We start from the raw sequence: 16598 nt of genomic DNA on the forward strand, positions 1-16598 counted from the left end.
TTTTATTGTTTTGCGGGTGAAGAAAACACGGGTTTTAGCTTTGAATTAATTGTACATTTACGTTACAAAGTATTAACATCCATCATGGCGGTCAAATATAAGTCAACCTGATAAATAAAACTGCGATTATGGTGATTGTTACTATAATTATCTTGTTTTACCAACTATAACGTTCTAAACGTTGATTATTTTCAAATCGTAGGAATAAATTATGAATGCTGAAGATGTTGTAAACTTAGTTCAAAATATTACCCTTGAATATGGTCCTAAATTGCTTGCGGCAATTGTTGTCTGGGTGATTGGTGTTTGGGTGATAAAATTATTGATGAAAGGCTTTGGTACAGTCATGGACAAAAGTAAGTTAGATGCGTCTTTGAAACCTTTCTTATCTAGTATTATCGGCGTGTTACTTAAAGTGATGTTGGGTATTACCGTATTAAGTATGCTCAGCATTGAAATGACTTCTTTTGTGGCTATTTTAGCGGCAGCCGGATTAGCGGTTGGTATGGCGCTTTCTGGCACATTACAAAACTTTGCGGGCGGTGTAATGATTTTAATCTTTAAGCCCTTTAAAGTAGGCCAAGTAATTGATGCTCAAGGTCACATCGGCACAGTCCATGAGATTCAAATCTTCAATACTATTTTAAAAACGCCTGATAATAAAACCATTATTTTACCTAATGCGGCATTATCATCAGGCTCAATGGTTAATTTTTCAACGGAAGCGAAACGCCGCGTGGATTGGACTATTGGTGTGGCTTATGGGGATGATTTAGATGTTGCTCGAGCCTCTATCAAGGCGCTGTGCGATGCTGATGAACGTATTTTACAAGAAGATATCCCTGTTGTGATTGCCGTTGCGGCATTAGCTGATAGCTCTGTTAATTTTACCGTGCGTGCTTGGGTTAAAGCGCCTGATTATTGGGGCGTGTTTTTTGCTATGAATGAAAATATCTATAAAACCTTCCCTAAACAAGGACTTAATATTCCTTTCCCACAAATGGATGTTCATGTCCATCAATAAATCGATGGGGTGAGTGCATTACGTATGAGGCAAAAGCCAAGGTTATCTCCTTGGCTTTTTTATCTGCTATGCTGTGAGTGTATGCGTACATAGCGGCACAAAAAATGGCTGCACTACTATGAAATTGGTCTATAAGGAAAACGCATGAGCGCAACAAAACGGGTTAATATAAAAAAAGGAAGCGCGGTATCTATTGTTTTAAAACAAGATCAACGCAGCGGTATGCTTACGGATGGGATAGTAAAAGATATTTTAACCAACTCTGCTAATCACCCGCATGGCATAAAATTACGCTTGGAGAGTGGGGCGGTAGGGCGTGTTAAAGTGATTAATAACTAAAATAATGACAGATAAAAAAGCCCCCAATAATTTATATAGTCGGGGGCTTGTAGATGTTTTCAGTGACGGAATCGAATTAAGAAATACGTTTGTATTTAATACGGTGTGGCTCAACTGCTGCAGCGCCATAAGTTTTCTTCAGCCATTCTTCATAATCGCTGAAGTTACCTTCATAAAAGTTCACTACCCCCTCATCGCGGTAATCTATAATATGTGTGGCGATGCGATCTAAGAACCAGCGGTCATGGGATATAACCATGGCGCAACCGGCAAAACCAAGTAGGGCATCTTCAAGCGCGCGCAGGGTTTCGATATCAAGATCATTGGTTGGCTCATCGAGTAAGAGCATATTACCGCCAGATTTAAGCAGTTTTGCTAAATGTAAACGACCTCGTTCTCCGCCTGATAATTGGCCGACAATTTTTTGTTGATCGGTGCCTTTAAAGTTAAAGCGTCCGAGATAGGCACGGCTTGGAATTTCGATATTACCTATTTTGATGATATCACTGCCGCCAGATACCTCTTGAAATACGCTGACTTTGTTATCCATATGATCACGGAATTGGTCAACAGATGCCAGCTGTACGGTTTCACCTATAATAATCTCACCGGAATCTGGTTTTTCTTCACCAGAGAGCATTTTAAAGAGGGTCGATTTACCCGCACCATTAGCGCCTATAATGCCGACAATGGCACCTTTAGGAATACTAAAGCTGAGATCGTCAATTAATACCCGACCATCAAATGATTTTTTAAGATGAGATACTTCAATAACTTGATCACCTAGACGCTGACCTGTGGGAATAAACAGCTCATTGGTTTCATTGCGTTTTTGGAAATCTTGGTTGTTAAGTTCTTCAAAGCGGGATAAACGTGCTTTGCTTTTAGACTGGCGGCCTTTAGCATTGGAGCGAACCCATTCCAACTCTGTCTCGATTTGACGTTGGCGGGCTTTTTCCTGTGATCCTTCCTGTCTTAAACGCTCATCTTTTTGTTCCAGCCATGAAGAGTAATTACCTTCCCAAGGGATACCATAACCGCGGTCTAATTCTAAAATCCAACCGGCTACGTTGTCTAAGAAATAACGGTCATGGGTAATAGCGACGACTGTTCCTTCGTAGTCATGCAAGAAGCGCTCAAGCCAGCCAACAGATTCAGCATCTAAGTGGTTAGTCGGTTCATCAAGCAATAACATATCTGGTTTTTCAAGCAACAGACGACATAGCGCCACGCGGCGACGTTCGCCCCCTGAAAGCACCTTTATCTGTGCGTCCCAAGCAGGTAAACGCAAGGCATCAGCGGCACGCTCAAGCTGGTTATCCAAATTATGGCCATCGTGTGCTTGAATTATATCTTCCAGCTGTCCTTGGCGTTTTGCGAGCTCATCAAAATCCGCATCCGCTTCTGCATAAGCCGCATAGACGGCATCTAATTCTGTCAGTGCATTTTTTACGTCACTGACCGCTTCTTCGATAATCTCACGTACATTTTTATCCAGATCGAGTACTGGCTCTTGCGGTAAGTAGCCAATTTTAGTGCCAGTAAGTGGGCGAGCTTCTCCCTCAAATTCGTGATCAACACCGGCCATAATACGCAGTAGGGTGGATTTCCCTGAGCCGTTTAAGCCTAATACGCCAATTTTTGCGCCTGGGAAAAAACTCAGCGAGATATCTTTTAAAATAGTACGTTTGGGTGGGACCACCTTACTCACGCGATCCATAGTATAAATAAACTGTGCCATCAGGAATTGCTCTTATCAATGGGAAATAGTGAGGAAGATGATAGGGCAAAGTTGGCCAAAATAAAACCATTCAGCAAAAGGAAAAAGCTAATATCATACTTATATGCTAGATAATTCAGTCCATCTAGCGCATAAAGAGGTCCTATGAGAAAAAAGAAAATATTTTAATTAAGTTGTTTGCCTCATTAAGCGCAGCGCCTCTTTAACGCTTTGTGCATGATTCTATTTTTGTTTTAAGGGTTACTTACAAAGAGAAAATACAGAGGGAGAAATGAGTGTAAAGAGAATTTTGTAACTTAACTTTCTTGGCCTGCTTTGCGCATAAACTGCCGCCCTTATTGGCTAAGGAGTCTTTTTGTTGTTTCAAAATCTCATCTTTATTTACAAAATTTAATAGTGATAGTGATTAACATTAAAATTGATCATCTTTATGTACTAAATTATTCACCCTTTTTGCGCTATGCAAGGGGCAAAACTTTGCGTAAAATGTCCTATATCACAAAAATCAATTCAATTTAATTGAATACCCACTTTTCCAAGCAGGAGATGCGCATGTTTAAACGCGATATGAATATTGCAGATTACGATCCACAATTATGGCAAGCAATGACAGATGAAGTTCAGCGTCAGGAAGATCATATTGAGCTTATCGCATCTGAAAACTACACAAGCCCTCGTGTGATGGAAGCACAGGGTAGTCAATTAACCAATAAATATGCAGAAGGATATCCTGGTAAACGTTACTATGGCGGTTGCGAGTATGTCGACGTGGCAGAGTCTCTTGCTATTGAACGTGCTAAATCTTTATTTGGTGCCGACTACGCAAATGTACAACCCCATGCAGGTTCGCAAGCAAATAGTGCCGTTTACCAAGCGCTTTGTGCCCCGGGTGATACCGTATTAGGTATGAGCCTAGCTCATGGTGGTCACTTGACACATGGTGCGTCTGTTAGCTTTTCTGGTAAAATGTACAATGCTGTGCAATACGGAATTAATCCAGAAACGGGAATTTTAGATTATGCTGAAGTTGAGCGTTTAGCTGTAGAGCATAAGCCTAAAATGATTGTTGCTGGTTTTTCTGCCTATTCAGGTATTGTTGATTGGGCTAAATTCCGTGAAATTGCGGACAAAGTAGGTGCTTACCTGTTTGTTGATATGGCCCATGTTGCTGGCCTTGTGGCTGCAGGCCTCTATCCTAACCCTGTTCCTTTTGCTGATGTGGTTACAACCACCACCCATAAAACTTTAGGCGGTCCTCGTGGCGGTCTTATCCTTGCTAAAGCCAATGCTGATATTGAGAAAAAATTAAACTCTGCGGTATTCCCTGGCGGCCAAGGCGGCCCGTTAATGCATGTTATTGCAGCAAAAGCGGTTGCATTTAAAGAGTGTGCTGAGCCTGAATTTAAAGTTTACCAGCAAGCTGTTTTAGATAACGCGAAAGCAATGGTTAAAGTATTCCAAGAGCGTGGTTATAAAATTGTTTCTAACGGCACTGAAAACCACCTTTTCCTTGTGGATCTAATTGCTCAAGATATTACCGGTAAAGAAGCAGATGCAGCATTGGGTAATGCTCATATTACAGTCAATAAAAACTCTGTACCTAATGACCCACGCTCTCCATTTGTGACCTCTGGTCTACGTATCGGCACACCGGCATTCACACGCCGTGGTGCAAATGCACAACAAGCGACTGAACTTACTGGCTGGATTTGTGACATTCTTGACGTAATCAAAGATGAACAAAAACTAGCGGTGACAATTGAAGCGGTGAAAGTAAAAGTGGCTGAATTTTGTAAAGCGTGCCCAGTTTACGGCTAATCTGTAAAAGCTTGTTTATAAATAGTCTGATAAAATGCCGTTCACTCTGAGTGAAGGGCATTTTTTATAGGCGCGAAGTACATAATCTAATTACTCTATTATTACATTTACCCTTATTTAACTACGTCGAACAATACGTATTGCAAACAAATAACGTTTTCCTCATTACCCAAGCAGACAGCTTGTTCCCATTAATTTTTGCTACACAATCTATAGCCATTTAATTAAGCGGACTGCTAGTATTCATTTAGCAGGAATAAAATTTTTTATCTATATCTAGCAAATCTAGTTTTCAGAGCTGAGCTTTGCTCTGACAAAGCAAATCAATACAGTATAAATAGTTAGGTATTCCTGCGCTAAATCATTATAGTAAAAGCAAGCGATTGCTACACTAACTTGTTTTTTGCTGTAAAAAAATTGAAAAACAGCCTCATATAAATATTTTAACTTTATGATCTAAAAGGGAATTGGCCGCCATCATTCCGAGGTGAGAAGCCTGCACTGCGTTGGTGCAGTGGATGCAAAAGGGAGCATCATTAAATACAATAAACGCGATAGCGTTAAGCGACTGTTTTACTAGGGTCTTTGTAACTGGTTGAATAATAAATTATATTTTTTTTTGTGAAGTTTTTTAATCTTGGCTTATTTTATGCTTTACTTGGTTTTGATTGGAATCGTATCTAGCCTTTAGATGAACAGTTAAATTCTGTTTTGAGCATGCATGGACGTTAATTTTATAAAATGGCTCAGGGAAAATATAAAATAACAATGCGTTTGATTCACCCATTACTGGCATGTGATTGCAAACTGCCAACTTGATATCGATTTTTAAATGTAGGTCGGCATAAGACGACTTACTTAATTTTAATAAACATGAACAATAGGAATGCTAACATGCATAAAAACAAAATAACTCAGGCACTGCTTTTAGCTGCCGGAATTTCGCTTGTCGCTACATCATTTTCAACCATGGCGGCTAACGTGCCTGCCGGCGTTAAATTAGCGGCTAAACAAGAGTTAGTGCGTGGTAACGGAACTGAAGTTGCTTCACTTGACCCACATAAAACGGAAGGTGTGCCCGAGTCTCATGTTATTCGCGATCTTTTAGAAGGATTGGTTAATCAGGATGCTGAGGGGAATACTATTCCAGGTGTCGCTGAACGTTGGGAAACAACGGATAATAAAACTTTTACCTTCTATCTACGTAAAGATGCGAAGTGGTCAAATGGTGATCCTGTGACTGCTGATGATTTTGTTTATAGTTTCCAACGTGTCGTCGATCCTGCAACCGCTTCACCTTATTCTTGGTATCTTGAAATGACCACCATGACTAATGCTGCAGATATTATTGCCGGGAAAAAAGATAAATCAACATTAGGTGTTAAAGCAATTGATGCGCATACCTTTCAGGTGCATTTGGAAAACGCTGTTCCTTATTTTGTGATGATGATGGGTCATACGACCGTTAAACCTGTGCATAAAGCAACGGTCGAAAAATTTGGCGATCAATGGACTAAACCTGAAAATTTTGTAGGTAATGGCGCATTTGTGGTTAGTAATTGGGTGGTCAATGAGCGTATTGAAATGACGCCCAACAAATACTACTGGGATAATGCACATACAGTATTAACTAAAGTCACTTTCCTACCGATTGAAAATCAAGTCGCTGAAATGAACCGTTTCCTTTCAGGCGAACTTGATTTTACTTATGAAATCTCTAATGAGCACTTTAGAAGTCTAAAGAAAGAACATCCTGAATCTCTACAGGTGAAAGGTAACCTTTGTACTTATTATTATAATTTTAATACCCATAAAAAGCCGTTTGATGATGTGCGTGTACGTAAAGCGATCTCTTATGCTATTGACCGCCATATTGTTACTGATGCACTACTTGGTCAAGGGCAAAAACCGGCTTATTTCTTAACACCTGAAATTATTGCTGGTTTTAGTCCAACGCTTCCAGCCTACGGTAAACTAACTCAAAAAGAGCGTAATGCAAAAGCGAAAGAGCTATTAGCTGAAGCGGGCTACAATAAATCTAATCCACTTAAATTCAGCTTGTTATATAATACTAGCGAAAACCATAAGAAGCTTGCTGTCGCGATCGCTTCGATGTGGAAAAAAACCTTAGGTGTTGACGTGACGTTGGAAAACCAAGAGTGGAAAACTTACCTAGAAACTAAAAAACAGGGTAATTTCGAAGCATCTCGCGCTGGCTGGTGTGGTGATTACAATGAGCCTTCAACCTTTACTTCGTTAATGGAAGGCAGCAATACAACCGGTGGTATCCATTATCAAAGTGCGGCATACGATGAGTTAATTAAGCGTGGTATCGAAACAACGTCAGCAAAAGAACGCACTGAGTTATATTACGCGCAGGAAGCTCTACTGGCTAAAGACATGCCTATTGCACCTATTTATCAGTATGTGATGGCGCGTCTAGTTAATCCTCATGTAGGCGGCTATGCAGCCAACAATGCTGAAGATAAGCTTTATTCAAAAGATATGTATATTATCGCTGAATAAAGTGTTGATCTGCTGATAAGAGGCTCTTGTAGCCTCTTTTTTTGTTTAACTAAGTTGAGTTAATTATGTTTAAATTCATCCTCAAGAGAGTCATTGAAGCTATTCCGACCTTGCTAATATTGATTACTATCTCTTTCTTTTTAATGCGTTTTGCCCCAGGCAGCCCGTTCTCCAGTGAGCGCACCTTGCCTCCTCAGGTCATGCAAAATATTAATGCCAAATATGGCCTTGATAAACCCGTCATGGAGCAATACACCACCTACCTTGTTAATGTCTTACAAGGTGACTTAGGTCCCTCGTTTAAATACAAAGACTATACGGTTAATGAACTGGTGGCAGCAGCTTTACCCGTTTCTGCAAAAATCGGTTCGGTGGCGTTTCTCTTTGCGGTATTTTTTGGTGTGTCGATTGGCACGATCGCTGCGTTACGACAAAATAGCTGGCTTGATTACAGTGTGATGTCGACGGCCATGTTGGGGATTGTAATGCCCTCGTTTGTTTTAGCACCGGTATTGATTTATATCTTTTCTATTCATTTAGGCTGGTTTCCTGCAGGTGGTTGGCTAGACGGATCTGCTCAATATATGGTATTACCCGTATTGGGGATGTCGATGATGTATGTCGCCACTTTTGCGCGTATTACCCGTGGCAGTATGATTGAAACACTTAATAGTAACTTTATTCGCACGGCGCGAGCCAAAGGGTTGAGCTTTCCTTATATTGTTTTACACCATGCGTTGAAACCAGCAATGTTGCCAGTTGTTTCTTATATGGGGCCTGCTTTTGTCGGCATTATTACTGGTTCAGTAGTGATTGAAACCATTTTTGGTTTACCGGGTATCGGTAAGCTATTTGTGAATGCGGCGTTTAATCGCGACTATTCATTAGTGATGGGGGTAACCATCCTTATCGGTTTATTGTTCATCCTATTTAATGCCATCGTGGATATTCTTCTCGCTTATGTCGATCCTAAAATTCGCTTTTAAAGGACGGAGCTTATGTTAACTAAAAAACAAAATATAGACGCCATTGACAGCTTCTCTGAAAACTTAGAAATTGAAGGTCGCAGTCTGTGGAAAGATGCACGGATTCGTTTTATGCGTAATAAAGCGGCAATGGTGAGTTTGATTATTCTCTGTATGATTACGTTGGCTGTTATTTTTGTGCCGATGTTTGCAGAATTTACTTATGATGATACGGATTGGTATGCACTGCATCAAGCACCTTCGACATTGCATCTGTTTGGCACTGACAGCCTTGGACGCGATCTGTTTGTACGTACCTTTATCGGTGGCCGAATCTCATTAATGGTCGGTATCTTAGGCGCCTTGGTGGCGGTTGTGATTGGTACTGTCTATGGGGCTGCTTCTGGCTTTCTCGGCGGGAAAGTTGATCGCGCTATGATGCGACTTCTTGAAATACTTTATTCAATTCCCTTTATGTTTTTGGTGATTGTATTGGTGACCTTCTTTGGCCGCCATATTGTACTGATATTTGTTGCGATTGGGGCGATCGCCTGGCTGGATATGGCACGTATTGTGCGTGGTCAAACATTAAGCTTGCGTAACAAAGAGTTTATTGAAGCCGCACATGTTTGTGGTGTGAGTAACTGGAATATTATCAGACGCCATATTATCCCGAACGTATTGGGTATCGTGGCTGTTTATTCAACACTGTTAGTGCCAAGTATGATTCTGACCGAATCTTTTCTGAGCTTTTTAGGGTTAGGCGTACAAGAGCCTATGACCAGTTGGGGCGCTTTATTACAAGAGGGCGCTCAAACAATGGAAATAGCAATTTGGCAGATAGCCTTCCCGGCTGCATTTATGGTGATTACCCTGTTCTGTTTTAACTATATCGGTGACGGTCTGCGCGATGCGCTTGATCCTAAAGACAGATAAAAGGAAAAATAATGAATTTATTAGATGTTCAAGATCTGCGCGTCGAATTTACCACTCAAGATGGTGATGTGACCGCAGTTAATGATTTAAATTTTTCACTTCAAGCGGGTGAAACACTCGGTATTGTTGGTGAATCCGGTTCCGGTAAATCACAGACAGTGTTTGCTTTAATGGGGCTACTGGCTAAAAATGGCATTATTTCTGGCAGTGCAAAATTTGAAGGTAAAGAGATACTGAATTTACCCGAAAAAGAGCTTAATAAAGTTCGCGCTGAACAGATAGCAATGATCTTCCAAGATCCAATGACTTCGCTTAATCCCTATTTGAAAGTGAGTACGCAGATGATGGAAGTGCTTATTCTGCACAAAGGAATGAGTAAAAAAGAAGCGTTTGATGAGTCAGTTAAAATGCTCGAAGCGGTTAAAATACCTGAAGCGCGTACACGAATCAATATGTATCCACATGAGTTTTCTGGTGGCATGCGTCAACGGGTAATGATTGCCATGGCACTTTTATGCCGTCCTAAGCTGCTAATTGCAGATGAACCAACGACTGCACTTGATGTCACCATTCAAGCACAGATTATGGCGCTGCTTAATGAGTTAAAAGATGAATTTAACACTGCGATTATTATGATCACCCATGATTTAGGTGTGGTTGCGGGAAGTTGCGATAAAGTGCTGGTGATGTATGCGGGGCGTACTATGGAATATGGCACGGTTGATGAGATATTTTACACACCAAGCCATCCTTATACAGAGGGGCTGTTAAAGTCTATACCGCGTTTAGATACTGATGACGATATCTTACCGACCATTCCGGGGAACCCGCCGAATCTTCTTAATCTACCGGCTGGTTGTCCTTATCAGGATCGTTGCCACCGTGTGATGGATCGTTGCAAAAAAGAAGCGCCGTTATTAATACCTTTTGCTGAGCAACGTTCTCGAGCTTGTTTTTCTGAGTGGGAGTCTTGGTCATGAACAGTGAAAAAAAGTTAATTCTGGATATTAACGATCTTAAAGTTCAATTTAGTATCCCTTCTAAGTCGCTGTTGCCTTGGGCAAAGCCGCACACTTTAAAAGCGGTTGATGGTGTTAGCCTTAAGCTCTATGAAGGTGAAACACTGGGAGTAGTTGGGGAGTCTGGTTGTGGTAAGTCTACCTTAGCGCGCGCTATTATCGGTTTAGTACCGGCAAGTGCCGGGAGTGTCGTCTGGTTGGGCGAAGATTTGACTAAGCTGGATCACGAAAGTCTGCGACTCAAACGCAAAGAAATTCAGATGATTTTTCAGGATCCACTGGCATCATTAAATCCACGTATGAATGTGGGGGATATTATTGCCGAGCCGCTACGTACATTCTATCCCAATTTAACTAAGTCTGAAGTAAAAGAAGAAGTTAAAGAGATGATGTACAGGGTGGGATTATTGCCAAATGTGATCAACCGTTATCCGCATGAATTCTCTGGCGGTCAATGTCAGCGTATCGGTATTGCTCGTGCTTTGATTTTGAAACCGAAGATGATTATTTGTGATGAACCCGTTTCAGCGTTAGATGTGTCTATTCAGGCGCAAGTGGTTAACCTTTTAAAAGAGTTGCAAAACGAACTGGGTTTAAGCCTAGTCTTCATTGCTCATGATCTGTCTGTGGTCAAACATATTGCGGATCGGGTCTTGGTTATGTATCTCGGTAACCCAGTTGAACTTGCTGAATGTGATGCCTTGTTTGCTGAACCGAAACACCCTTATACACAAGCATTAATGTCTGCTGTGCCTATTCCTGACCCGAGAATAGAACGCGCTAAAAAAATACAGATGCTTGAAGGGGAGTTGCCTTCGCCAATCAATCCACCTTCTGGTTGTGTATTTAGAACGCGTTGTCCTATAGCAACTGCTGAGTGCAGCAAAGAAAAGCCGCAATTGAAGGGGAATGAAATTCATTCACTATCCTGTTTACTGCGCTCTTAATTGCGACTGACTCATTGAAAAACGCGCTTATGGTCTATGCCATAAGCGCGTTTTTTATGTCTAAAATAAAAGAATTAAAAGCCTTTATACTGATCTTTCTTGAATATGCAAAATCAGCACGTTTCTCTTCGAAAATAGGTGTTGCGTTACAGCATCCGCTAAGGGAGCCACCACTCCGGTGTCAATGCTTGTATCGACATCTTCCGGTAGAGAATTAGCGAAGTTAATCGCTTAAAATAACTGTATATACCCATGTTACCTCAAGATGTTTTATCAGGCACTAGCTCGGATGCCAGATCAAGGCGCAACATTTGTTAATGGTTACTCCCTTTTCACTTGTTGCAACGTAGAGATGGCATTCGAGCTAATGCTCCGCAGGACAAGCCAAATTGCACTCATCTGCGTCGTTATAAAATATCAATGTAGAACCACTATACTTCAATTTTATGCCTAGCATCTAAGTAACCTCAATTCTGGATAAGCTAAACGATACAGTACCGTTATTTACGCGTATTTCTGCGTTAAATCATCTGCCAATAACCAGTTATTGCTGCGATGATTCGCCTTGAACTACGCAAAACTAACAGCACTGTATAATATGTTTTTTAACTTGTTGATATTTAATCTGATTTCGCTTCCATTATCCAGAACTGAGGTTAAGTACAATTTGGGTTGCTGATTTTGCATCTTGAAGTAACATGGGTATACAGTCCCTTATTTTAGTCTTCTCGCTGAGTTTTGATAAAGCGCCTTTAGGTATCAAGTTAATAAGCCTTTTATATTATCCATTGTATCCCGAACTGAACTTCCATTTGACTCATGTAAATGGCAATACTTTGTGAATCATAACCATTAGGATCAAGTCCTGAAAGTGGGTTTTGGCCTGACACTTTGTTCTCGGGGGCATACATAAATGCGCCATGTAATACGAAATTCGTAGTTACTTTTTTGCTGAAACCGGCAGTATAGTGCTTCTTAACTACGCCCGGTGCTAAAATATTGAACAGTAATTCATTTTGACCAACGGGCTGCTCGGCATAGCTATAACCTAAACGCCATGTGGTCGCTAACATATCCCACTGTAGCCCTATTTTGTAGACGGTCATATCATTCCAACCAAATCCTGTACTTGAGCTACCGCCTAAACAGCTTTGACTGCCTGCCAATTGCATACAGTCAAATAAGTTGTCTGCTTTATTGCCAATTGCTGGGACATCGGAATAATCAATATGTTGGATATCAGCAAAAAGTAGGGTCTGTTCTTGTATCTCCCATGCTAAACCGACTTGAAGAGTCGCAGGCATATCCAAACTGCCATCATTGGCAAATAGTCCTGAATATTTTTCGAACTCACTCATTTTTATTTTAGTTTGGTAGCTAGCGCCAATATGTAGCGTATCGGTTAATTTACCTTGATAACCAATTTTAAAACCATAGCCGTATGAGTAATCCGTACCATTGTTGCTTAACTTGTCACTATCTAAGGAGAAACCGGCAAAATTTGCTAAACCCGTGGCAGAAAATGTTTGAAATCCTAATAACAGGCTAAGACCAATTGAATGATCCTCATTTAATTGACTAGCAATTGAACTATTAAAAAATAGTTGCGTAAGATTGACACCCGCTGTGCCATCACCAAATGTACCCTGCAGGGTCATTGATTCCCCCTGCTGGTTAAACATAGTTGCTGTACCACCTTCATATTGTGTGTTCATTCCTCCACTGCCATAGAGAGAAAAGCCCAATGTGGTGTGTTCATTGAGTTTTTTTGCAATAGCAAAGCTGGGAATGGGAAAGAGGGAATTATCACTTTCAATATGCTGAGGACCGATTGAGAAGGCCGGGCTTGCTTCGCCATTGGATCGGTAACCACGCGTTGGTGCAAAAACCGCAATATTTAAATCGACACTGTCTTTAACATTAACTAATCCTGCTGGGTTTAATGCCATTGACATTGCCTCTTGAGAGTAAGCAACACCACTACCTGCAAGTGCTTTATCTATGCTGCCGTAACCGTGCGAGATCATACCATTTGTAGCAAAAACGCTTGGGCTAATGAGTGTTAATCCTACTATGTTGGCTAATAAGAGTGGTATTTTTTTCATTTCTATTTTCCTTAATTTAAAAATTCTTAGAAAAATAGAAAGGCTAATGCCAGCCTTAATGGCACAACTATCTGTCCATGCATTGTATTTTGCTAAAAAATTTCAAGGGAAGCTTATACAGTGAAGAGCGAGATAAGTTTGTTTAAGATCAAGTGTTAGAAAGATTGATTAGAAGATGGTAATAAATGAGATGCTAAATTAACTATTGCTTATCAAGGGTGTTCTAATTATGTTGTCGGTAATTTGAAAAGCAAAAAAAACCAGCAACTTTGCTGGTTTTTTTATCTGCCCCTAAAAAAGAAGGTAAACCCTAAGGTAATACTTTTTTAAATGGTTTTACTATTACTTGAGCATAAACCCCTGCGTAAACGTAGGGATCCGCATCAGCCCACACTTGTGCTGCTTGCAGGGAATCAAATTCTGCAATGACTGTCGAACCGGTAAAACCTGCTTCACCAGGGTTTTCGTTATCCATTGCAGGCATCGGGCCGGCAACCAATAAGCGTCCTTGTTCATTTAAGGTTTGCAAACGCGCCAGATGGGCTGGGCGGGATTGTTGGCGAAGTGCTAAGCTACTTTTTACATCTTGAGAAAAAATAATATATAACATACTTATTCCTTTGTTTCTTTTTCAGCCGCAACGGGCAAGTATTTATAAAGGTAAAGGCCACTTAATGCTGTAAATACAAGGGTTACGCCCAATAGCCCAAAGACTTTAAAATTCACCCAGACATCTTGTGATAGGTTAAATGCAACATAGATATTTAAAATACCCAAAGCCGCAAAAAGTATCGCCCATGCGACATTTAAGTTATTCCAAACATTATCAGGCAGAATTAGTTCTTTCCCCAGCATCTGTTTAATAATTGGTTTTTTAAAGAAAAATTGACTGACTAATAAGGCGATAGAAAATAGGGCATAGACAGCGGTTACTTTCCATTTTATAAATAGATCATCATGTAAAATAAGGGTTAAGCCACCAAATACTGACACCATTAAAAAAGTGATAAGGTGCATTTTTTCAACTTTGCCATGTTTAAAATAGTTATAAGCAAGCATCAGTCCCGTTGTGACGATGAGCGATGCAGTGGCTGCATAAATATCAACCATCTTATAGATAGCAAAAAATATAACCAGCGGGATAAATTCAAAAAATTGTTTCATAACTCTCTCATATGTTATTTATATGTAGCCTGTTTCATTTTACTGATAAATTCAGCCATCTTTTCTAGTAAAAGTTCTGGATTATCAAGATTTTCTTGGATGACTTTTACCACAGCAGAGCCAGATATAGCACCTGCCGCACCCGATTTTATCGCTTCTTTAACTTGTTCTGGTTTAGAAATCCCAAAACCAAGTAATGAAGGTGCTGCGTTATATTTGTTGAGTGTCTCAAGCATATGTTCAATCGGCATCCCCGCTTTGGCGTCTGCGCCTGTTACGCCCGCACGACTGAGCAGATAGGTATAACCGCTACCTAACTGAGCAACTTGCTGCAGTGTTTCTTGATCGCCATTGGGTGGCGCAATAAATATCTGCTGTACACCAAACTTTTCAGCGGCGGCACGAAAAGGTGCGCTCTCATCGAGTGGGGCATCGGCGATTAATATCGAATCAACCCCAGCTGCAGCACAGCGTTCATAAAAGTTTTCGATACCGTTACGGTAGACGAGATTAACATAAAGCAGTAAACCTATAGGCACTGTTGGATGTAATTTACGAATTTCAGTAATGATCTCAAAGCAGGTGTCCGGTGTGGTGCCTGAATTTAAAGCACGAGTTGAGGCTTCTTGAATGACTATTCCATCGGCAACAGGATCGGAAAAAGGGATTCCTAATTCTAGTGCATCTGCCCCCGCTGTAACTAAAGTGTTTATAATTTGGAGCGAAAGCTCGCGGTTCGGATCGCCAAGAGTAACAAAGGGAACAAATGCACCTTGGTTTTCAGTTTCAAGACGGTTGAATAAAGCCTGATAACGTTCGCTCATTAGAAATCACCTCTTTGTTCAAAAATTTCTGCAACGGTAAAGATATCTTTATCACCACGGCCTGATAGATTAACAATAATAATTTGTTCTTTATCATCATGTTCAATTATTTTAAGTGCATGAGCTAATGCGTGCGCAGATTCAAGCGCTGGGATAATACCTTCATTTTCAGAAAGGGCTTTGAACGCTTGCAATGCTTCTTCATCAGTCGCATTCACATATTGTGCACGGCCTGTTTCTGCCAAGTGCGCATGTTGTGGGCCAACTGACGGGAAATCCAAGCCCGCTGAGATAGAGTAAGACTCTTGTACTTGACCATGTTGATCTTGCATCATTAATGAATGCATACCAAAGAAAATGCCTTGTGATCCATGGGATATAGGGCAACCATGTTCACCTGTTTCTACACCGTGTCCACCGGGCTCAACACCAATCAATTGAACATCTTTATCTTCGATAAAATCGTTAAATATACCAATGGCATTGGATCCGCCGCCGACACAGGCAATCACTATATTGGGTAATATTCCCTCTTTTTTTAAACATTGCTGTTTCGCTTCTTCGCCAATTATTTTTTGGAATTCGCGTACAATGGTTGGGAAAGGATGGGGCCCGGCTGCTGTACCTAGTAGATAATGCGCTGTTTCATAGCTGCCAGCCCAGTCACGCAGTGCTTCATTACAGGCATCTTTTAAGGTTGATGAACCAGAGGTAACCGGAATGACTTCTGCACCCATTAGGCGCATACGAAATACATTGGGCTTCTGACGCTCACAATCGACCGCGCCCATATAAACTTTACATTTTAAACCCAGTAAGGCACATGCTAATGCCGTTGCGACGCCATGCTGGCCGGCGCCTGTTTCGGCAATAATTTCTTTTTTGCCCATACGCTTAGCAAGTAGCGCTTGGCCTAATACTTGGTTGGTTTTATGTGCGCCGCCGTGCAGTAGATCTTCTCGTTTAAGGTAAAGTTTGGTTTTTTTACCCTTGGTTAGGTTACGGCATAAAGTCAGCGGTGTCGGACGCCCGGCATACTCGGTTAATAATTCTGAAAGTTCAGCAATAAAATCAGGATCTGTTTGTGCTTTTAAAAATTCAGCTTCGAGCTGTTTTAATGCAGGCACCAATATTTGCGGTACAAACATGCCACCGAATTGGCCGAAATAGGGATTTAATTTTTCCATTGT

General features: G+C 40.9%; 14 protein-coding genes. 8 read left to right on the forward strand and 6 right to left on the reverse strand.

Going from position 1 to position 16598, the window contains the following annotated elements; genetic code table 11:
- Positions 1 to 211 precede the first annotated feature (211 nt).
- Positions 212 to 1024 (forward strand): mechanosensitive ion channel family protein, encoded by an 813-nt coding sequence (locus KSO91_RS03360; RefSeq protein WP_238741340.1) that lies wholly within the window; start codon positions 212 to 214, stop codon positions 1022 to 1024.
- A 144-nt stretch (positions 1025 to 1168) separates the two neighbouring features.
- Entirely contained in the window at positions 1169 to 1363 is a 195-nt protein-coding gene (locus tag KSO91_RS03365; protein ID WP_238741341.1) for a YwbE family protein, read from the forward strand.
- Between the two features lie 76 nt (positions 1364 to 1439).
- Here KSO91_RS03365 and ettA read toward each other — a convergent pair whose 3' ends face one another.
- Entirely contained in the window at positions 1440 to 3104 is a 1665-nt protein-coding gene (gene ettA, locus KSO91_RS03370) for an energy-dependent translational throttle protein EttA (protein ID WP_238741343.1), read from the reverse strand.
- Between the two features lie 552 nt (positions 3105 to 3656).
- Between ettA and glyA the strand changes: the two genes are divergently transcribed.
- The 6 genes from glyA to oppF all read left to right on the forward strand — a co-directional run bounded on the left by glyA (position 3657) and on the right by oppF (position 11315).
- On the forward strand, positions 3657 to 4922 hold the full coding sequence (glyA, locus tag KSO91_RS03375; protein WP_238741346.1) for a serine hydroxymethyltransferase: 1266 nt from the start codon (positions 3657 to 3659) through the stop codon (positions 4920 to 4922).
- 894 nt (positions 4923 to 5816) lie between these two features.
- On the forward strand, positions 5817 to 7448 hold the full coding sequence (locus KSO91_RS03380) for an ABC transporter substrate-binding protein (protein WP_238741348.1): 1632 nt from the start codon (positions 5817 to 5819) through the stop codon (positions 7446 to 7448).
- Positions 7449 to 7513: 65 nt separating this feature from the next.
- Entirely contained in the window at positions 7514 to 8434 is a 921-nt protein-coding gene (oppB, locus tag KSO91_RS03385; RefSeq protein WP_238741350.1) for an oligopeptide ABC transporter permease OppB, read from the forward strand.
- 12 nt (positions 8435 to 8446) lie between these two features.
- Positions 8447 to 9349 (forward strand): oligopeptide ABC transporter permease OppC, encoded by a 903-nt coding sequence (gene oppC, locus KSO91_RS03390; RefSeq protein WP_238741352.1) that lies wholly within the window; start codon positions 8447 to 8449, stop codon positions 9347 to 9349.
- Positions 9350 to 9360: 11 nt separating this feature from the next.
- Positions 9361 to 10329: an ABC transporter ATP-binding protein gene (oppD, locus tag KSO91_RS03395; RefSeq protein WP_238741354.1), complete on the forward strand. Its 969-nt coding sequence runs from the start codon at positions 9361 to 9363 to the stop codon at positions 10327 to 10329.
- Complete coding sequence (gene oppF, locus KSO91_RS03400) at positions 10326 to 11315, forward strand: murein tripeptide/oligopeptide ABC transporter ATP binding protein OppF (RefSeq protein WP_238741356.1); 990 nt, start codon at positions 10326 to 10328, stop codon at positions 11313 to 11315. Before oppD ends, oppF begins: the two co-directional genes overlap by 4 nt.
- A 776-nt stretch (positions 11316 to 12091) precedes the next feature.
- Here oppF and KSO91_RS03405 read toward each other — a convergent pair.
- The 5 genes from KSO91_RS03405 to trpB all read right to left on the reverse strand — a co-directional run bounded on the left by KSO91_RS03405 (position 12092) and on the right by trpB (position 16595).
- On the reverse strand, positions 12092 to 13420 hold the full coding sequence (locus tag KSO91_RS03405) for an OmpP1/FadL family transporter (protein ID WP_238741358.1): 1329 nt from the start codon (positions 13418 to 13420) through the stop codon (positions 12092 to 12094).
- Positions 13421 to 13730: 310 nt separating this feature from the next.
- Positions 13731 to 14030, reverse strand: a complete 300-nt coding sequence (locus KSO91_RS03410; RefSeq protein WP_238741359.1) for a YciI family protein — start codon at positions 14028 to 14030, stop codon at positions 13731 to 13733.
- 2 nt (positions 14031 to 14032) lie between these two features.
- A complete protein-coding gene (locus KSO91_RS03415) occupies positions 14033 to 14584 on the reverse strand; it encodes a septation protein A (protein ID WP_238741360.1) in 552 nt (183 codons plus the stop codon).
- 14 nt (positions 14585 to 14598) lie between these two features.
- Positions 14599 to 15408: a tryptophan synthase subunit alpha gene (gene trpA, locus KSO91_RS03420; protein WP_238741361.1), complete on the reverse strand. Its 810-nt coding sequence runs from the start codon at positions 15406 to 15408 to the stop codon at positions 14599 to 14601.
- Positions 15408 to 16595 (reverse strand): tryptophan synthase subunit beta, encoded by a 1188-nt coding sequence (trpB, locus tag KSO91_RS03425; protein ID WP_238741362.1) that lies wholly within the window; start codon positions 16593 to 16595, stop codon positions 15408 to 15410. Before trpB ends, trpA begins: the two co-directional genes overlap by 1 nt.
- Between the last annotated feature and the right edge of the window lie 3 nt (positions 16596 to 16598).

This window comes from Psychromonas antarctica (assembly GCF_022267535.1).
Classification (GTDB): Bacteria; Pseudomonadota; Gammaproteobacteria; order Enterobacterales; family Psychromonadaceae; genus Psychromonas; species Psychromonas antarctica.